17 protein-coding genes and 1 pseudogene are annotated in these 19,992 nt (G+C 59.2%); 17 read left to right on the forward strand and 1 reads right to left on the reverse strand.

Translation table 11 applies throughout. The features are described 5' to 3' along the window. Window positions 1-14: 14 nt before the first annotated feature. From ABJ99_RS06900 to nuoN, 17 genes are all read left to right on the forward strand, one after another. The gene (locus tag ABJ99_RS06900) at window positions 15-1,181 is read left to right on the forward strand and encodes a ribosomal protein uL16 3-hydroxylase (RefSeq protein WP_054085173.1); all 1,167 of its coding nucleotides are present in this window, start codon (window positions 15-17) and stop codon (window positions 1,179-1,181) included. Beyond that, the gene (locus ABJ99_RS06905; RefSeq protein WP_054085174.1) at window positions 1,174-1,605 is read left to right on the forward strand and encodes a GNAT family N-acetyltransferase; all 432 of its coding nucleotides are present in this window, start codon (window positions 1,174-1,176) and stop codon (window positions 1,603-1,605) included. The genes ABJ99_RS06900 and ABJ99_RS06905 overlap by 8 nt, the downstream gene beginning before the upstream one ends. Window positions 1,606-1,777: 172 nt before the next feature. Then, complete coding sequence (locus ABJ99_RS06910) at window positions 1,778-2,515, forward strand: secretin N-terminal domain-containing protein (protein ID WP_174518468.1); 738 nt, start codon at window positions 1,778-1,780, stop codon at window positions 2,513-2,515. Window positions 2,516-2,792: 277 nt separating this feature from the next. Continuing rightward, the gene (gene aceA, locus ABJ99_RS06915) at window positions 2,793-4,118 is read left to right on the forward strand and encodes an isocitrate lyase (RefSeq protein ID WP_054085176.1); all 1,326 of its coding nucleotides are present in this window, start codon (window positions 2,793-2,795) and stop codon (window positions 4,116-4,118) included. Between the two features lie 459 nt (window positions 4,119-4,577). Then, a complete protein-coding gene (locus ABJ99_RS06920; RefSeq protein WP_002554011.1) occupies window positions 4,578-4,991 on the forward strand; it encodes an NADH-quinone oxidoreductase subunit A in 414 nt (137 codons plus the stop codon). Between the two features lie 10 nt (window positions 4,992-5,001). Further along, on the forward strand, window positions 5,002-5,676 hold the full coding sequence (locus ABJ99_RS06925; protein WP_004884656.1) for a NuoB/complex I 20 kDa subunit family protein: 675 nt from the start codon (window positions 5,002-5,004) through the stop codon (window positions 5,674-5,676). A 74-nt stretch (window positions 5,677-5,750) separates the two neighbouring features. Continuing rightward, window positions 5,751-7,532, forward strand: a complete 1,782-nt coding sequence (gene nuoC, locus ABJ99_RS06930; RefSeq protein WP_054085177.1) for an NADH-quinone oxidoreductase subunit C/D — start codon at window positions 5,751-5,753, stop codon at window positions 7,530-7,532. 2 nt (window positions 7,533-7,534) lie between these two features. After that, window positions 7,535-8,032, forward strand: coding sequence for an NADH-quinone oxidoreductase subunit NuoE (gene nuoE, locus ABJ99_RS06935; protein ID WP_054085178.1), 498 nt, complete (start codon window positions 7,535-7,537; stop codon window positions 8,030-8,032). After that, window positions 8,029-9,387: an NADH-quinone oxidoreductase subunit NuoF gene (nuoF, locus tag ABJ99_RS06940; protein ID WP_054085179.1), complete on the forward strand. Its 1,359-nt coding sequence runs from the start codon at window positions 8,029-8,031 to the stop codon at window positions 9,385-9,387. Before nuoE ends, nuoF begins: the two co-directional genes overlap by 4 nt. A 134-nt stretch (window positions 9,388-9,521) precedes the next feature. Next, a complete protein-coding gene (gene nuoG / locus ABJ99_RS06945; RefSeq protein ID WP_054085180.1) occupies window positions 9,522-12,239 on the forward strand; it encodes an NADH-quinone oxidoreductase subunit NuoG in 2,718 nt (905 codons plus the stop codon). Further along, window positions 12,236-13,243 carry an NADH-quinone oxidoreductase subunit NuoH gene (nuoH, locus tag ABJ99_RS06950; protein ID WP_003411662.1) on the forward strand — a complete coding sequence of 336 codons (1,008 nt, stop codon included), beginning with the start codon at window positions 12,236-12,238 and terminating at the stop codon, window positions 13,241-13,243. Before nuoG ends, nuoH begins: the two co-directional genes overlap by 4 nt. A gap of 11 nt (window positions 13,244-13,254) precedes the next feature. After that, window positions 13,255-13,803 carry an NADH-quinone oxidoreductase subunit NuoI gene (gene nuoI, locus ABJ99_RS06955; protein ID WP_003380115.1) on the forward strand — a complete coding sequence of 183 codons (549 nt, stop codon included), beginning with the start codon at window positions 13,255-13,257 and terminating at the stop codon, window positions 13,801-13,803. 10 nt (window positions 13,804-13,813) lie between these two features. Continuing rightward, window positions 13,814-14,323, forward strand: coding sequence for an NADH-quinone oxidoreductase subunit J (nuoJ, locus tag ABJ99_RS06960; RefSeq protein WP_054085181.1), 510 nt, complete (start codon window positions 13,814-13,816; stop codon window positions 14,321-14,323). Beyond that, window positions 14,320-14,628 (forward strand): NADH-quinone oxidoreductase subunit NuoK, encoded by a 309-nt coding sequence (gene nuoK, locus ABJ99_RS06965; RefSeq protein WP_003380111.1) that lies wholly within the window; start codon window positions 14,320-14,322, stop codon window positions 14,626-14,628. Before nuoJ ends, nuoK begins: the two co-directional genes overlap by 4 nt. Next, window positions 14,625-16,478 carry an NADH-quinone oxidoreductase subunit L gene (gene nuoL, locus ABJ99_RS06970; RefSeq protein WP_054085182.1) on the forward strand — a complete coding sequence of 618 codons (1,854 nt, stop codon included), beginning with the start codon at window positions 14,625-14,627 and terminating at the stop codon, window positions 16,476-16,478. Before nuoK ends, nuoL begins: the two co-directional genes overlap by 4 nt. A gap of 39 nt (window positions 16,479-16,517) precedes the next feature. Beyond that, window positions 16,518-18,050, forward strand: a complete 1,533-nt coding sequence (gene nuoM / locus ABJ99_RS06975) for an NADH-quinone oxidoreductase subunit M (RefSeq protein WP_054085183.1) — start codon at window positions 16,518-16,520, stop codon at window positions 18,048-18,050. Between the two features lie 7 nt (window positions 18,051-18,057). Further along, window positions 18,058-19,527 (forward strand): NADH-quinone oxidoreductase subunit NuoN, encoded by a 1,470-nt coding sequence (nuoN, locus tag ABJ99_RS06980; protein WP_054085184.1) that lies wholly within the window; start codon window positions 18,058-18,060, stop codon window positions 19,525-19,527. 67 nt (window positions 19,528-19,594) lie between these two features. Here the strand turns inward: nuoN and ABJ99_RS26715 are convergent. Beyond that, window positions 19,595-19,891, reverse strand: a pseudogene (locus ABJ99_RS26715) (helix-turn-helix transcriptional regulator); the annotation flags it as partial. Between the last annotated feature and the right edge of the window lie 101 nt (window positions 19,892-19,992).

Consider the following 19,992-nt stretch of genomic DNA (forward strand, 5'->3'; position numbering starts at 1 on the left):
TCAAGGGCTTACACATGAATCCTGATATTCCTCTTCAACTTCTGGGCGGCATCAGCGCGCGCGTTTTCATGCGCGACTACTGGCAGAAAAAACCGCTGCTGATCCGTCAGGCACTGCCAGACTTCCAAAGCCCGATCGATGCTGACGAGCTGGCTGGTCTGGCCCTGGAAGAAGAAGTCGAGTCGCGCCTGGTCATCGAGAACGGCGAGCGCCCATGGGAATTGCGTCGCGGCCCGTTCGCCGAAGACGAGTTCAGCAAACTGCCTGAACGTGACTGGACCCTGCTGGTGCAAGCAGTCGACCAGTTCGTCCCGGAAGTCAGCGAGTTGCTGGAAAACTTCCGTTTTCTGCCGAGCTGGCGCATTGACGATGTGATGATCAGCTACGCAGCACCAGGCGGCAGCGTCGGCCCGCATTTCGATAACTATGACGTGTTCCTGCTTCAGGGCCATGGCAAACGTCACTGGCAGATCGGCCAGATGTGCGACGCCGAGAGCCCGCTGCTGGAGCACGCCGATCTGCGCATTCTCGCCGGGTTTGAAAAGACTGAAGAATGGACGCTGGAACCGGGTGACATGCTCTATCTGCCGCCGCGACTGGCTCACTGCGGCGTTGCCGTGGATGAATGCCTGACCTACTCGGTCGGCTTCCGCGCCCCCGGTGCGGCTGAAGTACTCACTCATTTCACCGACTTCCTGGCCCAGTTCATTACCGATGAAGAGCGCTACACTGACGCCGACGCGCAACCGGTCAGCGATCCTCATCAGATCCAGCGCGACGCGCTTGATCGCCTCAAGGCCCTGCTCGCAGAGCACATGAGCGACGAGCGCCTGCTGCTGACCTGGTTCGGCCAGTTCATGACCGAACCGCGCTACCCGGAACTGGTCACCGGGCCGGAGCTGGCTGAAGAGGAACTGCTCGACAGCCTCGAACAGGGGGCCGTGCTGATTCGCAACCCGGCGGCCCGCCTGGCTTGGTCTGAAGTCGACGACGATCTGCTACTGTTTGCCAGCGGCCAGAGCCGCCTGTTGCCCGGCAGCCTGCGTGAACTGCTCAAAATGATCTGTGCAGCTGATGCGCTGCACAGTGAAAACCTCGGCCAATGGTTGGCCGATGACGAGGGTCGCAATCTCCTTTGCGAACTCGTAAAACAAGGAAGCCTGGGATTTGCCGATGAATAAAATCACTGTATCTGTCGCCCAATGGCAGAAGAACAACGCCGATATCCGGCGCATACGCGACTCAGTGTTCATTGCCGAGCAGTCGGTGCCGCCGGAGCTGGAGTGGGACGCCGAAGACGCGGCTGCCGTGCACTTTCTGGCCTGGGAAGGCGACTATGCGGTAGGCACTGCGCGCCTTCTGACAGACGGTGAAATCGGCCGGCTCTCGGTGCTCAAGGACTGGCGCGGCCTGAAGGTCGGTGAAGCCTTGCTCAGCGCAGTGATCGATGAAGCAGAGAAGCGCGGGCTACAGCCGCTCAAGCTCAGTGCCCAGGTACAAGCCGTCGATTTCTACCAGCGTTTCGGCTTCGTAGTCACCAGCAAAGAGTTTCTTGAAGCCGGTCTGCCACATGTCGATATGCTTCGTCAGGTAGGACCAACCTGATTATGTAGGCGTTTTAAGAAGCACTACATAATGGATGCCCTGCCCTTTGCAGGCTGGTATTACTCATATCAGACTGTAAACAGGCAGGGCTTTTTTCTGTCTGGCTGTTCAGCTTGCGTTCCCAACGGCCGACACAGTGGCACACTCATGCCTTAGGCACCCCTCGCGGAGAATGAACATGGCATTACGCATTCTGCTTACCTCACTGCTTATCGCCCTAAGCGCCAGCGCACTGGCGGCAACCGAGGTAGTCCCGCTCAATTACCGCACCAGCGCAGACCTGCTGCCGGTCGCCAAGTCATTTATCGGCGCTGACGGAACGGTCAGTGCGTATGGCAACCAGCTGATCGTTAATGCCGAATCGCGCAAGATCGAAGAACTTCGTGCCCTTATCGCGCAATTGGATACCGCACCAAAGCGTCTGCTGATCAGTGTCGATACCAGTGACACTGCCACCCGCAACAGTAATGGCTCGCAGGTCATTGAATATGGCACTGCCAGTCGCGAGGGTGGCGTGCAACAGATACAGACCAGCGAAGGCACACCGGCACTGATCCAGATCGGCCAGAGCGTTCCGCTGACCTCCTCGTCGACCGACGCCTACGGCTACTCGCAAAACAACACCGAATACCGCAACGTGACTCAAGGATTTTACGTCACCGCGAGTGTGACGGGCGATACCGTTCACTTGAGCATCAGCACCAACCATGACCGCATGAGCCAGGAACGACCTGACACCATCAAGGTGCAAAGCACCGACAGCCAGGTCAACGGGCGACTGGGCGAATGGATCACGCTGGCGAGCAACAGCGATCAGTCTGTGGCCGATCAGAGAGGCATCGCGCAACGCTACTCGACCCAGGGTCGTAACGACATGGTTTTACGGGTAAAGGTCGAAACGCTTGAATAACGCGGGCTGGCGTGAAAGCCAGCACCTGCGGGACTTTTAGTGACTATCCAGTCTGAAACCACAAATATATAGTGAATTTAAAAAAGCACTACAAATCGATTGACGCCCTTCCGGACCCCGAGGCATGATCGCCTCGCTCCCGCTGTTCAGAGGCGGCGTGACACGCCTTTGAATCGACGCTTTTTCTGCACAGCGAGCAGCCATGCACAGTGCCGTTACACAGGGCATTTTGGCGGAGCAGGACTTTCATCGAGACCTACTTCCTGGGGTTTATAAAATGGCACTGACACGCGAACAACAAATAGCGGCTCTGGAAAAAGACTGGGCTGAAAATCCGCGCTGGAAAAACGTCACCCGTACTTATTCCGCAGCTGATGTGGTCCGCCTGCGTGGCTCGGTTCAACCCGAACACACCTTCGCAAGACTGGGTGCCGACAAGCTGTGGAATCTGGTGACCCAAGGTGCCAAACCCTCTTTTCGCCCGGACAAGGATTTCGTCAACTGCATGGGCGCGTTGACTGGCGGTCAGGCCGTTCAGCAGGTGAAGGCCGGGATTCAGGCCATCTACCTTTCCGGCTGGCAGGTCGCCGCCGACAACAACTCCGCCGAGTCGATGTATCCGGATCAGTCGCTATACCCGGTGGATTCAGTGCCCACGGTGGTCAAGCGCATCAATAACGCGTTCCGCCGCGCCGATCAGATCCAGTGGAAAGCGGGTAAAACACCGGGCGACGAGGGCTATATCGACTATTTCGCGCCCATTGTGGCCGACGCGGAAGCAGGTTTCGGTGGCGTGCTCAATGCCTATGAGCTGATGAAAAGCATGATCGAAGCGGGCGCAGCGGGCGTGCACTTCGAGGATCAGCTGGCGTCGGTAAAAAAATGCGGCCACATGGGCGGCAAGGTACTGGTGCCGACTCAGGAAGCGGTACAGAAGCTGGTGGCGGCACGCCTGGCGGCGGACGTTGCCGGTGTGCCAACGATCATTCTGGCGCGCACCGATGCCAACGCCGCCGATCTGCTCACGTCTGACTGCGACCCCTACGACAAACCGTTCGTCACCGGTCAGCGTACTCACGAAGGGTTCTACAAGGTTCGCGCCGGTCTGGACCAGGCCATTTCACGTGGCCTGGCCTACGCGCCCTACGCTGATCTGATCTGGTGCGAAACCGCAAAGCCGGACCTGGACGAGGCGCGCCGCTTTGCTGAGGCGATCAAAAAGGAGTATCCGGATCAGTTGCTGTCGTATAACTGTTCACCCTCTTTCAACTGGAAGAAAAACCTGGACGACGCGACCATAGCCAAATTCCAGCGCGAGCTCTCGGCCATGGGTTACAAGCATCAGTTCATCACCCTCGCGGGCATTCACAACATGTGGCACAGCATGTTCAATCTGGCGCACGACTACGCTCGCAACGACATGACCGCCTACGTCAAACTGCAGGAGCAGGAGTTCGCCGACGCAGCCAAGGGCTACACGTTCGTTGCTCATCAACAGGAAGTGGGGACCGGCTATTTCGATGACATGACCACTGTGATTCAGGGCGGCGTGTCTTCGGTCACTGCACTGACCGGATCGACAGAGGAAGAGCAGTTCCACTAAATCGCCTCACACTGCGGGAAACAAGACCGTCCGTAAGGACGGTCTTTTTTTTGTGTCGGATTTTGCCTGTATTGATCCTGGACAAATGGCAACACCGCTAAAAGTGTTACAAAGCGCCCCTTGATAGAGGCAATGAGCCTTAACTAGCCCCGTAATTACCGAGACGACAAATAGGAGAGCCCTTTAAATGATATCAATTATCATTCAAATTACCTTTCATTCCTTTTCGTCTCAACCGGAGATAATTAAAGAAAACACCCGTAATGCCCGCCTGGCAGGCCTTGCAAGCGCTTCGGGGGCCTGTCCATGATTGATTGCGTGAATAAATTTGATGTAGAAAATTTACTTGCCAAGTGTTTGCACATAAAATCAATCCGTTGACCGCACTGCGACATATCGTCACTGCCTCGACTCTTTATCAAGCACAGAGACCTTTGCTCTCTAACAAGGACTGCCAGCATGCCCGAATCGACAGGTCTGATTGCCCATAACTGGGGCTTCGCCATTTTCCTTTTGGGTGTAGTAGGCCTTTGCGCCTTCATGCTCGGCCTCTCCAGCCTGCTCGGAAGCAAGGCGTGGGGCCGCAGCAAGAACGAACCGTTCGAGTCCGGCATGCTGCCCACCGGCAGTGCGCGCCTGCGGCTCTCCGCAAAATTCTATCTGGTCGCGATGCTTTTCGTGATCTTTGACATTGAAGCCCTCTTTCTCTTTGCCTGGTCTGTGTCCGTTCGCGAAAGCGGCTGGACCGGATTCGTCGAAGCTCTCGTTTTCATAGCAATTCTGTTGGCAGGTCTTGTCTACCTATGGCGGGTTGGAGCACTTGACTGGGCTCCTGAAGGTCGCCGTAATCGGCAAGCGAAGCTGAAACAATGAGGCTTTGGCGATGCAATATAATCTCACCAGGATCGACCCGGATGCTCCTAACGAGCAATACCCCATCGGCAAGCGGGAAACCGTTTCCGATCCGTTAGAAGACCAAGTCCACAAAAACATTTTCATGGGCAAGCTCGAAGACGTGCTGAATGGCGCGGTCAACTGGGGACGCAAAAATTCCCTGTGGCCGTACAATTTCGGCTTGTCCTGTTGCTACGTGGAAATGACCACTGCCTTCACGGCACCTCACGACATCGCCCGCTTCGGCGCCGAGGTTATTCGTGCATCGCCGCGTCAGGCGGATTTCATGGTAATCGCCGGTACGCCGTTCCTGAAGATGGCCCCCATCATTCAGCGTCTGTACGAACAGATGCTAGAACCGAAGTGGGTCATTTCGATGGGCGCCTGTGCCAACTCCGGTGGCATGTACGACATCTACTCCGTTGTTCAGGGCGTGGATAAATTCCTCCCTGTGGATGTTTACGTGCCCGGCTGCCCGCCCCGCCCCGAAGCTTTCCTGCAAGGCCTTATGCTGCTGCAGGAATCCATCGGACAGGAGCGTCGCCCGCTTTCCTGGGTCGTCGGTGATCAAGGCGTGTATCGCGCCGACATGCCGTCGCAAAAGGAACAGCGTCGTGAACAGCGTATCCAGGTCACCAACCTGCGCAGCCCCGACGAAGTCTGATCCAGCCCGTTCTTCTTATAAAAAAGACAGGAACCGGGGTTGATTCTGTACGTTGACCGAAGTGATTGAGACCTATGACTGCAGACAACGCTCTGTACATCCCGCCTTACAAGGCTGACGACCAAGATGTCGTCGTTGAACTGAACAACCGTTTTGGCGCCGAGGCCTTCACAGCCCAGTCGACTCGCACCGGCATGCCTGTGCTGTGGGTTGACCGCGCCAGACTGGTTGAAATCCTGACGTTCCTGCGTCAGGTGCCCAAGCCGTATTCGATGCTCTATGACCTGCATGGCGTAGACGAGCGCCTGCGCACCCATCGCCGCGATCTGCCGGCCGCCGACTTCACTGTGTTCTACCACCTGCTGTCGGTAGAACGTAACAGCGATGTGATGATCAAGGTTGCGCTGTCCGAACGTGACCTGAGCGTACCGACCATCACCGGTATCTGGCCCAATGCCAACTGGTACGAACGCGAAGTGTGGGACATGTTCGGGATCGACTTCCCGGGCCACCCGCACCTGACCCGGATCATGATGCCGCCGACCTGGGAAGGCCACCCGCTGCGCAAGGACTTCCCTGCCCGCGCGACAGAATTCGACCCGTACAGCCTGACCCTCGCCAAACAGCAACTGGAAGAAGAAGCCGCGCGCTTCGATCCGGAAGCCTGGGGCATGAAGCGTTCCGGCAAGAACGAGGACTACATGTTCCTCAACCTGGGTCCGAACCACCCTTCTGCCCACGGTGCGTTCCGCATCATTCTGCAACTGGACGGCGAAGAAATCGTCGATTGCGTTCCGGACATCGGCTACCACCACCGTGGTGCCGAGAAAATGGGCGAGCGCCAGTCGTGGCACAGTTACATCCCCTACACCGACCGCATCGATTACCTCGGCGGGGTAATGAACAACCTGCCGTATGTGCTTTCGGTAGAGAAGCTGGCGGGCATTACCGTGCCAGACCGCGTCAACGTGATTCGCATCATGATGGCCGAGTTCTTCCGCATCACCAGCCACCTGCTGTTCCTGGGGACGTACATCCAGGATGTGGGCGCCATGACGCCGGTGTTCTTCACCTTCACTGACCGCCAGAAAGCCTACACCGTGATCGAAGCCATTACCGGCTTCCGCCTGCACCCGGCCTGGTACCGCATCGGCGGCGTTGCCCACGACCTGCCACGCGGCTGGGAAAAACTGGTCAAGGATTTCGTCGACTGGCTGCCCAAGCGCCTCGACGAGTACACCAAAGCCGCTTTGCAGAACAGTATCCTCAAGGGTCGTACCGTCGGCGTTGCCGCGTACAACACCAAGGAGGCGCTCGACTGGGGCGTTACCGGTCCGAGCCTGCGCGCTACCGGTCTGGACTTCGACCTGCGCAAGGCGCGCCCGTACTCCGGCTACGAGAACTTCGAGTTCGAAGTACCGCTGGCCGTGCATGGCGATGCCTATGACCGCTGCATGGTGCGCGTCGAAGAAATGCGCCAGAGCATCAAGATCATCGATCAGTGCATGCGCAACATGCCAGCCGGGCCGTACAAGGCGGATCACCCGCTGACGACTCCGCCGCCGAAAGAGCGCACCTTGCAGCACATCGAAACCCTGATCACGCACTTCCTGCAGGTCTCGTGGGGCCCGGTCATGCCAGCCAACGAAGCCTTTCAGATGATTGAAGCGACCAAGGGTATCAACAGCTATTACCTGACGAGCGACGGCGGCACCATGAGCTACCGTACCCGGATTCGCACCCCAAGCTTCCCGCATCTGCAACAGATCCCTTCGGTGATCAAAGGCAGCATGGTCGCGGACTTGATCGCGTACCTGGGTAGTATCGATTTCGTTATGGCCGACGTGGACCGCTAAGCATGAACAGCCCGCTAATCCAGACAGACCGTTTCGCCCTGAGCGAAACAGAACGCTCGGCCATCGAGCACGAGTTGCATCACTACGAGGACCCGCGCGCGGCGTCTATCGAGGCCCTGAAGATCGTTCAGAAGGAACGCGGCTGGGTGCCGGACGGCGCGATCTACGCCATCGGCGACATGCTGGGGATTCCTGCCAGCGATGTCGAAGGCGTGGCCACGTTCTACAGCCAGATTTTCCGTCAGCCGGTCGGCCGCCACATCATCCGCGTCTGCAACAGCATGGTGTGCTTCATCGGCGGCCATGAGAACGTCGTGGACGAGATCAAAAGCTCACTGGGTATCGACCTGGGCCAGACCACAGCCGACGGACGCTTCACCTTGCTGCCGGTCTGCTGCCTCGGCAACTGCGACAAGGCCCCGGCCGTTATGGTCGACGATGACACTTTCGGCGACGTACAGCCTGCTGGCGTAGCCAAGATGCTGGAGGGTTACCTATGACCATTACGTCCTTCGGCCCTGCCAACCGCATTGCGCGCACGGCAGAAACTCACCCGCTGACCTGGCGTCTGCGCGACGACGGCGAACCTGTCTGGCTTGAAGAATATCAAGCCAAGGACGGTTATGCGGCCGCGCGCAAGGCACTGACTCAGCAGACGCCTGACGATATCGTCCAGTCGGTCAAGGACTCCGGCCTCAAGGGCCGCGGCGGTGCGGGCTTCCCGACGGGCGTCAAGTGGGGCCTGATGCCCAAAGACGAGTCCATGAACATCCGCTATCTGCTGTGCAACGCGGACGAAATGGAGCCCAATACCTGGAAAGACCGCATGCTGATGGAGCAACTGCCCCATCTGCTGGTCGAGGGCATGTTGATCAGTGCCCGGGCGCTGAAAGCCTATCGCGGCTACATCTTCCTGCGCGGCGAATACGTCACCGCAGCCAAGCACCTGAACCGTGCAGTGGCTGAAGCCAAAGCTGCCGGTCTGCTGGGCAAGAACATTCTGGGCACCGGCTTCGACTTCGAGCTGTTCGTCCACACCGGTGCCGGTCGTTACATCTGTGGTGAAGAAACCGCGCTGATCAACTCGCTGGAAGGCCGGCGCGCCAATCCACGCTCCAAGCCGCCCTTCCCTGCCGCAGTAGGCGTATGGGGCAAACCGACCTGCGTCAACAACGTCGAAACCCTGTGCAACGTGCCAGCCATCGTCAACAACGGTAACGACTGGTACAAGTCGCTGGCCCGCGAAGGCAGTGAAGACCACGGCACCAAGTTGATGGGCTTCTCCGGGAAGGTGAAAAACCCGGGGCTGTGGGAACTGCCGTTCGGTGTTCAGGCTCGCGAGCTGTTCGAAGACTATGCCGGTGGCATGCGCGACGGCTTCAAGCTCAAGTGCTGGCAGCCCGGCGGCGCCGGAACCGGCTTTCTGTTGCCGGAACACCTGGACGCGCAGATGTATGCAGGCGGCATCGCCAAGGTCGGCACCCGGATGGGCACTGGTCTGGCGATGGCAGTCGACGACTCGGTCAACATGGTTTCGCTGCTGCGCAACATGGAAGAGTTCTTCGCTCAGGAGTCTTGCGGTTTCTGCACTCCGTGCCGCGACGGCCTGCCGTGGAGCGTGAAAATCCTGCGTGCCATCGAGAAAGGTCAGGGTCAGCCGGGTGATATCGAAACCCTGCAGGGTCTGGTCAACTTCCTCGGCCCTGGCAAGACTTTCTGCGCGCATGCCCCCGGTGCAGTGGAGCCACTGGGCAGCGCAATCAAGTATTTCCGCCCGGAATTCGAAGCAGGTATAGCGCCTTCCAGCGCTGACACGCTGGTCCCGGGTAAAAGTCCGACCATGGCCGGCGCATAACAAGACAGAACGGTTGGCGGTTCGAACCGCCGACTGCGTACCTGCTGACGCCCTCACGGGTTGAACGATACGGGTACTACCGAGATTCCATTAGCCACGCCCGCTGACAACGGGCCAACGAAGACCTTTGAACCATGGCTACTATTCACGTAGACGGCAAAGCGCTCGAAGTCGATGGTGCAGACAACCTGTTACAGGCATGTCTGTCGCTGGGCCTCGATATTCCTTATTTCTGCTGGCACCCCGCCCTTGGCAGCGTTGGCGCCTGTCGCCAGTGCGCGGTCAAGCAGTACACCGACGAAAACGACACCCGTGGTCGTATCGTCATGTCCTGCATGACGCCAGCCACCGACAACACCTGGATCTCCATCGAAGACGATGAATCCAAGGCCTTCCGGGCCAGTGTCGTCGAATGGCTGATGACCAACCACCCGCACGACTGCCCGGTCTGCGAAGAAGGCGGTCATTGCCACCTGCAAGACATGACGGTGATGACCGGCCACAACGAGCGCCGTTATCGCTTCACCAAGCGCACCCACCAGAATCAGGAGCTAGGGCCGTTCATCGCACACGAGATGAACCGCTGCATCGCCTGTTATCGCTGTGTACGCTTCTACAAAGACTACGCAGGCGGCACCGACCTGGGCGTTTACGGCGCACATGACAACGTTTACTTCGGCCGCGTCGAAGACGGCACGCTGGAAAGCGAGTTTTCCGGCAACCTTACCGAGGTCTGCCCGACCGGTGTGTTCACCGACAAAACCCACTCCGAGCGCTATAACCGCAAGTGGGACATGCAGTTCTCGCCAAGCATCTGCCACGGCTGCTCCAGCGGTTGCAACATCAGCCCGGGCGAGCGTTACGGTGAGCTGCGCCGCATCGAAAACCGTTACAACGGCTCGGTCAACCAGTACTTCCTCTGCGACCGCGGACGTTTCGGTTACGGCTACGTCAATCGCAAGGATCGCCCGCGTCAGCCATTGCTCGTCGACGGCCAGGTCAAACTGAGCCTGGACGAAGCGCTGGACAAGGCCGCAGACCTGCTGCGCGGGCGCAATATTGTCGGTATCGGCTCGCCTCGCGCCAGCCTGGAAAGCAACTACGCGCTGCGTGAACTGGTCGGTGCCGAGCATTTCTACAGCGGCATCGAAGCCGGTGAGCTGGAGCGCGTGCGCCTGATCCTCAAGGTTCTGAACGACAGCCCGCTGCCGATCCCGACCCTGCGCGACATCGAAGATCACGACGCCATTTTCGTGCTCGGCGAAGACCTGACCCAGACCGCAGCGCGTATGGCCCTTGGCCTGCGTCAGGCCGTCAAGGGCAAGGCAGAAGACATGGCAGCTGCGATGAAAGTCCAGCCATGGCTCGACGCGGCGGTGAAGAACATCGGCCAGCACGAGCTGAATCCGCTGTTCATCGCCAGCCTGGCTGAGACCCGACTCGACGACATCGCAGAAGAATGCGTCCACGCCGCACCGGATGACCTCGCGCGCATCGGCTTCGCGGTTGCCCACGCACTGGATGCCAGCGCACCGGCCGTCGAAGGTCTGGACAGCGAAGCGCTGGAACTGGCGCAACGTATCGCAGACGCCCTGCTCGCGGCCAAGCGTCCGCTGATCATTTCCGGCAGCTCGCTGGGTTCGACATCGCTGATCGAAGCGGCGGCCAACATTGCCAAGGCGCTCAAACTGCGTGACAAACAGGGCTCCATCAGCCTGATCGTGCCGGAAGCCAACAGCATGGGGCTGGCGATGTTCGGTGGCGAGTCTGTCGATGCTGCCTTGAACGCCGTGATCTCCGGTAAGGCCGACGCCATCGTTGTGCTGGAAAACGATCTGTATCGCCGGGTTGACGCTAAAATCGTCGATGCAGCACTGAGCGCGGCGAAAGTCGTGATCGTTGCCGACCACCAGAAAACGCCCACTGTTGATCGGGCGCATCTGGTTCTGCCAGCTGCCAGCTTCGCTGAAGGCGATGGCACACTGGTCAGTCAGGAAGGCCGCGCCCAGCGTTTCTTCCAGGTGTTCGATCCCACTTATCTGGACCCGGGCATTCTGGTTCACGAAGGCTGGCGCTGGATGCATGCCTTGCGCGCCACGCTGCTGAATCAGCCGGTGGACTGGACGCAACTCGATCACGTGACCGAAGCCTGCGCCAGCAGCTCGGCGCAACTGGCCGGAATCGTCAATGCCGCTCCGTCTGCCTCGTTCCGCATCAAGGGCCTGAAACTGGCACGTGAGCCGCTGCGTTACAGTGGACGGACGTCGATGCGCGCCAACATCAGCGTGCACGAGCCGCGCATTCCGCAAGACAAAGACACCGCCTTCGCGTTTTCCATGGAAGGCTATTCGGGTTCTGCCGAACCGCGCCAGCAGGTGCCATTCGCCTGGTCTCCGGGCTGGAACTCGCCACAGGCCTGGAACAAGTTCCAGGACGAAGTCGGTGGTCATCTGCGTGCTGGCGACCCCGGCACGCGCCTGATCGAAAGCCAGGGTGATGGTCTGTCGTGGTTCTCCAGCGTTCCACGTGCCTTCTCTCCAGAGCGCGGCACTTGGCAGGTCGTGCCGTTCTTCCACCTGTTCGGCAGCGATGAAACCTCGTCACTGGCCGCGCCGGTTCAGGAACGCATTCCGCAGCCTTACGTTGCACTGGCCAAATCCGAAGCCGACCGGCTGGGCGTCAATGAAGGTGCCCTACTCTCACTGAGCGTTGCGGGTCAGTCGCTGACACTGCCGCTGCGCATCAACGAAGAACTCGGCGCAGGTCTGGTGGCGTTGCCTGCCGGGCTTGCGGGCATTCCTCCCGCGATATTCGGCAAATCCGTTGATGGTCTGCAGGAGGCAGCGCAATGACCTGGTTCACACCTGATGTGATTGACGCGATCATAGCGGTGGTCAAGGCAATCGTTGTGCTGCTGGCCGTGGTGGTCTGCGGCGCATTGCTGAGTTTCGTGGAACGTCGTCTGCTGGGCTGGTGGCAGGACCGTTATGGTCCGAACCGCGTAGGCCCGTTCGGCATGTTCCAGATCGCCGCCGACATGCTGAAAATGTTCTTCAAGGAAGACTGGACGCCGCCGTTTGCCGACAAGGTGATTTTCACCCTGGCACCGGTCGTGGCCATGAGCGCCTTGTTGATCGCATTTGCGGTCATCCCGATCACTCCGACCTGGGGCGTCGCGGACCTGAACATAGGCCTGCTGTTCTTCTTCGCCATGGCCGGTCTGTCGGTGTATGCCGTGCTGTTCGCCGGCTGGTCGAGCAATAACAAGTTCGCCCTGCTGGGCAGCCTGCGTGCTTCCGCGCAAACCGTGTCCTACGAAGTGTTCATGGGCCTTGCGCTGATGGGCATCGTGGTTCAGGTCGGCTCGTTCAACATGCGCGACATCGTTGAGTATCAGGCGCAGAACCTGTGGTTCATCATTCCGCAGTTCTTTGGCTTCTGTACGTTCTTCATCGCTGGCGTGGCCGTGACTCACCGTCACCCGTTCGACCAACCGGAAGCCGAGCAGGAACTGGCTGACGGCTACCACATTGAATATGCCGGCATGAAATGGGGCATGTTCTTCGTCGGTGAATACATCGGGATCATTCTGATCTCGGCGCTGCTGGTCACGCTGTTCTTCGGTGGCTGGCACGGTCCGTTCGATATTCTGCCGTCGCTTGCGTTCTTCTGGTTCGCCTTGAAAACCGCGTTCTTCATCATGCTGTTCATTTTGCTGCGCGCTTCCATTCCGCGCCCGCGCTATGACCAGGTCATGGATTTCAGCTGGAAGTTCTGCCTGCCGCTGACCCTGATCAATTTGCTGGTGACTGCTGCGATTGTGTTGTTGAACACACCGGCAGGCTCGGTTCAGTGAGGATTTGACCCATGTTCAAATATATTGGCGACATCGTTAAGGGTACTGGTACCCAGTTGCGCAGCATGGTGATGGTATTCGGTCACGGCTTCCGCAAACGCGACACCCTGCAATACCCCGAGGAGCAGGTCTATCTGCCACCGCGCTACCGCGGCCGTATCGTCCTGACCCGTGACCCTGATGGTGAGGAGCGCTGCGTGGCCTGCAACCTGTGCGCCGTGGCCTGCCCGGTCGGTTGCATTTCGTTGCAGAAAGCTGAAACGGAAGACGGACGCTGGTATCCGGACTTTTTCCGCATCAACTTTTCGCGCTGCATCTTCTGCGGTCTGTGCGAAGAAGCCTGCCCGACCACTGCGATCCAGCTCACGCCGGACTTCGAAATGGCCGATTTCAAGCGTCAGGATCTGGTCTACGAAAAGGAAGATCTGTTGATTTCCGGCCCTGGCAAGAACCCTGACTACAACTTCTATCGCGTTGCCGGTATGGCTATTGGCGGCAAGCCCAAGGGCGCTGCGCAGAATGAAGCCGAGCCGATCAACGTCAAGAGCTTGCTGCCTTAAGGAAGTAAAGATGGAATTCGCTTTCTATTTCGCATCCGGTATCGCTGTTGTGTCCACCCTGCGGGTGATCACCAACACGAATCCGGTGCATGCCCTGCTCTACCTGATCATTTCGCTGATCGCCGTCGCCATGACTTTTTTCAGCCTCGGCGCGCCGTTTGCCGGGGTGCTGGAAGTCATTGCTTACGCGGGCGCAATCATGGTCCTGTTCGTGTTTGTGGTGATGATGCTCAACCTCGGCCCGGCCTCGGTTCAGCAGGAGCGTGCCTGGCTCAAGCCTGGCATCTGGCTTGGCCCGGTCATTCTCGGCGCGCTGCTGCTCGCCGAGTTGCTGTACGTGCTGTTCGCCAACCCGACCGGCGCTGACGTCGGTCACACCACGGTCGACGCCAAGGCGGTCGGCATCAGCCTGTTCGGGCCTTATCTGCTGGTGGTGGAACTCGCCTCGATGCTGCTGCTTGCCGCAGCCATCACGGCATTCCATCTGGGCCGTAACGAGGCCAAGGAGCCAAGCCAATGAATGCTATCCCTCTTGAACATGGTCTGGCCGTCGCCGGGGTCCTGTTCTGCCTGGGTCTGGTCGGCCTGATGGTGCGCCGCAACATTCTCTTTGTGTTGATGAGCCTGGAAATCATGATGAACGCGGCTGCGCTGGCGTTCGTAGTGGCCGGCAGTCGCTGGGCGCAACCGGATGGACAGGTGATGTTCATCCTGGTGATCAGCCTTGCGGCAGCCGAGGCCAGTATCGGCCTGGCGATCCTGATGCAACTGTATCGCCGCTTCCACACTCTCGATATCGATGCTGCCAGCGAGATGCGCGGATGAATCTTCTCTTTCTGACTTTCGTATTCCCCCTCATCGGCTTTCTGTTGCTGTCGTTCTCTCGTGGACGCATTTCGGAAAACCTTGCGGCGCTGATCGGCGTCGGCTCCATCGGTCTGTCAGCGATCGTCACAGCATGGGTCATCTGGCAATTCAACGTCGCTCCGCCTGAGGGTGGTCATTACACCCAGGTGCTGTGGCGCTGGATGGACGTCGCCGGTTTCCAGCCCGATTTCGCACTGTATCTGGACGGTCTGGCCGTCACGATGCTGGGCGTGGTGGTCGGCGTCGGCTTTCTGATTCACCTGTTCGCGTCCTGGTACATGCGCGGTGAAGCGGGTTATTCGCGCTTCTTCGCCTACACCAACCTGTTCATCGCCAGCATGCTGTTCCTGATTCTGGGCGACAACCTGCTGTTCATCTACTTCGGTTGGGAAGGCGTGGGCCTGTGTAGTTACCTGCTGATCGGTTTCTATTACAGCAACCGCAACAACGGCAACGCTGCGCTCAAGGCGTTTATCGTCACCCGTATCGGTGACGTGTTCATGGCCATCGGCATGTTCATCCTGTTCCAGCAACTGGGCACGCTCAACGTGCAGGAACTGCTGGTGAAGGCGCCGGAGCACTTCAAGGTCGGCGATTTCTGGATCGTGCTGGCAACGCTGATGCTGCTGGGTGGTGCTGTCGGTAAATCCGCGCAGTTGCCGCTGCAAACCTGGCTGGCAGACGCGATGGCCGGTCCTACTCCGGTTTCGGCACTGATCCACGCCGCCACCATGGTCACCGCTGGTGTCTACCTGATCGCGCGTACCCATGGCCTGTTCGTGCTGGCCCCGGACGTTCTGCATCTGGTCGGCATCGTGGGTGGCGTCACGCTGGTGCTGGCAGGTTTTGCAGCACTGGTACAGACCGACATCAAACGTATCCTCGCGTACTCGACCATGAGCCAGATCGGCTACATGTTTCTGGCGCTGGGCGTGGGTGCCTGGGACGGCGCGATCTTCCACCTGATGACCCACGCTTTCTTCAAGGCACTGCTGTTCCTTGCGTCCGGTGCGGTGATCGTTGCCTGCCATCACGAGCAGAACATTTTCAAGATGGGCGGCCTGTGGAAGAAACTGCCATTGGCCTATGCCAGCTTCATCGTCGGCGGTGCCGCACTGTCCGCTCTGCCGCTGCTGACTGCCGGTTTCTACTCCAAGGACGAAATCCTCTGGGAAGCGTTCGCCAGCGGCAACAACGCGTTGCTGTATGCAGGTCTGGTCGGCGCGTTCATGACCTCGCTATACACCTTCCGCCTGATCTTCATCGCCTTCCACGGTGAAGCGAAGACCGAAGCACACGCGGGCCATGGCATTGCTCACTGGCTGCCACTGTCGGTGCTGATCGTGCTGTCGACATTCATCGGCGCACTGATCACCCCGCCGCTGGCCGGTGTTCTGCCGCAAAGCGTGGGCCATGCCGGTGGCGAAGCGAAGCACAGCCTGGAAATCGCTTCGGGTGCCATTGCCCTGGCCGGTATCCTGCTGGCAGCGCTGCTGTTTCTCGGCAAGCGTCGCCTGGCAACGGCGATCGCCAGCAGCGCTCCGGGTCGCTTCCTTTCAGCCTGGTGGTTCGCCGCCTGGGGCTTCGACTGGATCTACGACAAGCTGTTCGTCAAACCTTATCTGGCGATCAGCCATGTGCTGCGTAGCGATCCGTTCGACCGCACCATCGGCTTGATCCCACGTCTGGTCAAAGGCGGTCATGACACCATGAGCCGCACCGAGACCGGCCAGTTGCGTTGGTATGCTGCCTCGATTGCCATAGGTGCCGTTCTGGTACTCGGTGCCGTCGTTCTGGTTGCGGTCTGACATGAACCTTGCGAATTTGCGAAAGGAATTGAGCCCGTCATGATTCTGCCTTGGCTAATCCTGATCCCTTTTATCGGCGGCCTGCTGTGCTGGCTGGGTGAGCGCTTCGGCCCTACCCTGCCGCGCTGGATTGCGCTGCTGACAATGACCCTCGAACTGGTCCTCGGCCTCTGGCTGTGGGCGACCGGCAACTTCGGCTACGCGCCGATGCCGGGTGCCGATCCGACCTGGACCCTGGAGTTCCACCACCCATGGATCACCCGCTTCGGCATCGACGTGCACTTGGCACTCGATGGCCTGTCGCTGCTGATGATTCTGCTGACCGGTCTGCTCGGCGTCTTGTCGGTGCTGTGCTCATGGAAGGAAATCCAGCGCAAGGTGGGTTTCTTCCACCTTAACCTGATGTGGATTCTGGGCGGTGTCGTCGGCGTGTTCCTGGCCATCGACCTGTTCATGTTCTTCTTCTTCTGGGAAATGATGCTGGTGCCGATGTATTTCCTCATCGCGCTCTGGGGTCATAGTTCTTCGGACGGCAAGAAGACCCGGATCTATGCAGCGACCAAGTTCTTCATCTTCACTCAGGCCAGCGGTCTGATCATGCTGGTGGCGATCCTCGGTCTGGTGCTGGTGCACTTCAACCAGACCGGCGTGATTACCTTTGCCTACGCCGATCTGCTGAAGACCAAACTGGCGCCGGGTACCGAGTACATCCTGATGCTGGGCTTCTTCATCGCCTTCGCGGTGAAGCTGCCGGTGGTGCCGCTGCACTCCTGGCTGCCGGATGCGCACGCTCAGGCACCGACCGCCGGTTCCGTCGACCTCGCCGGCATTCTGCTGAAAACCGCTGCCTACGGCCTGCTGCGCTTCGCTCTGCCGCTGTTCCCGAATGCATCGGCTGAATTTGCGCCGATTGCGATGGGCCTGGGGCTGGTCGGTATCTTCTACGGCGCATTCCTGGCATTTGCCCAGACCGATATCAAACGCCTTATCGCGTTCTCCAGCGTGTCGCACATGGGCTTCGTGCTCATCGGTATCTACTCGGGCAGCCAGCAGGCGCTGCAAGGCGTGCTGATCCAGATGATTGCGCACGGCCTGTCAGCCGCTGCACTGTTCATCCTCAGCGGCCAGTTGTACGAGCGCCTGCACACTCGGGACATGCGCGAAATGGGTGGCCTGTGGTCGCGCATCGCTTACATTCCGGCGATCAGCCTGTTTTTCGCAGCCGCTTCTCTGGGTCTGCCGGGCACCGGTAACTTCGTCGGTGAGTTCCTGATTCTGCTGGGCAGTTTTGCCAGCGCGCCATGGATCACGGCAATTGCCACGTCCGGTCTGGTGTTTGGTTCTGTCTACTCGCTGATCATGATCCACCGCGCCTACTTCGGCCCGGCGAAATCCGACGAAGTTCTGAAAGGCATGGATGGACGGGAAATGATCATGGTGCTGGGCCTTGCCGTGTTGCTGGTCGTGCTCGGGGTTTTCCCGCAGCCGTTCCTCGACACTTCGGCAGCGACCATGCACGGCGTGCAGCAATGGCTAGGCACTGCCTTCACTCAACTCGCTTCGGCCCGGTAAGAGCGCTATGGACCTGACGATTCAACACTTTATTGCGCTTGCGCCACTGCTGATCACCAGCCTCACCGTTGTTGTGGTGATGCTGGCGATTGCATGGCGCCGCAATCACTCGCAAACGTTCCTGCTGTCGGTAGCAGGCCTCAACCTGGCACTGCTGTCGATTTACCCTGCACTGCAAGTTGCCCCGCTGGTGGTGACACCGCTGCTGCACATCGACAACTTCGCCTGCCTTTACATGGCGATCATCCTCGCCTCTACTCTGGCCTGCGTAACCATGGCGCATGCCTATCTGGGTGATGGCAAGGCGGGTTATCCGGGCAACCGTGAAGAACTTTACCTGCTGATCCTGCTGGCCGCCGCCGGTGGCCTGGTTCTGGTCAGCGCGCAGCACCTGGCGGGTCTGTTCATCGGCCTGGAGTTGCTGTCGGTGCCGGTCTACGGTCTGGTGGCTTACGCCTTCTTCAACAAGCGTTCGCTGGAAGGCGGCATCAAGTACATGGTGCTGTCGGCAGCCGGTTCGGCATTTCTGCTGTTCGGCATGGCGCTGTTGTACGCAGAAGCCGGCTCGCTGAGCTTCGAAGGCATCGGCAAGGCCATTGCCGCTACCGGCCTGCCTAGCCCGATTGCCAGCCTGGGTCTGGGCATGATGGTGGTGGGGCTCGCCTTCAAACTGTCGCTGGTGCCCTTTCACCTGTGGACGCCGGACGTCTACGAAGGCGCGCCTGCTCCTGTCGCAGCATTTCTGGCGACGGCGAGTAAGGTTGCAGTGTTCGCGGTGCTGGTGCGACTCTTTCAGATCTCCCCGGCAGCAAGCAGCGGCGTATTGCATGACGTACTGGCTGTGATTGCCGTGGCGTCGATCCTGGTCGGTAACCTGCTGGCGCTGACGCAGACCAATCTCAAGCGTCTGCTGGGTTACTCGTCCATTGCGCACTTCGGTTACCTGATGATCGCACTGGTAGCGAGCAAGGGCATGGCGGTCGAGGCCATCGGTGTCTATCTGGCGACCTACGTTCTGACTTCGCTGGGCAGCTTTGGAGTGATCACCATGATGTCCTCGCCTTACAGCGGGCGTGATGCCGATGCGATGTTCGAATATCGCGGTCTGTTCTGGCGTCGTCCGTACCTCACAGCCGTCATGACCCTGATGATGCTGTCGCTGGCGGGTATTCCACTGACCGCAGGCTTTATCGGCAAGTTCTACATCATGGCCACCGGCGTCGAGTCGCAGCTGTGGTGGCTGGTGGGTGCACTGGTCATCGGTAGCGCCATTGGCCTGTTCTATTACCTGCGGGTGATGGTCACCATGTACTTGGTCGACAACAAGATGCCGCGTCACGATGCAGCGATAAACTGGGCACAGCGCACTGGCGGCGTCATGCTGCTGGCCGTTGCGATCCTGACCTTCGTGCTGGGTGTCTACCCGCAACCGCTGCTGGACCTGGTGGTCAATGCCGGTTTGCACGTAGCAGGCTGATCACACGGCAACAAAAAACCCTGCCTTCGAGCAGGGTTTTTTTTGGCGTTGAGATCACTCGGTCCGGCTACGCGGAAATGCGGGTCGCAGCTCGGACCGCGCCTGGAGAAACCCCCACAGCGCGTTTGAATGCACGACTGAATGCCGCCAGAGATGCGTAGCCCAGTTGTCCGGCAACAATCTCCAGGGGCTGGTGCTCATGTCTCAGGCTGTGTAACGCCAGGCGCATCCTCAGCTCTGTCAGGTATAGAAGTGGAGGAATACCTGTTGCGCCGAGAAAACGCTGAGCGAACACCGAGCGGGAATGCCTGGCTTCACTGGCCAGCGTGGCTACCGTCCAGTTTCTACCCGGATGTCTGTGCATCGTAAGCGCCTCATGAACCCCACATTCCCAACCAGCCATTGAAGCTTGAGGCTGTGCTCCCGATTCTTTTCAGGAGCCAGCACCTCATGATGCGACCCGAC

The organism is Pseudomonas syringae pv. cilantro (genome assembly GCF_001293775.1).
In the GTDB taxonomy this organism is placed as follows: Bacteria; Pseudomonadota; Gammaproteobacteria; order Pseudomonadales; family Pseudomonadaceae; genus Aquipseudomonas; species Aquipseudomonas syringae_P.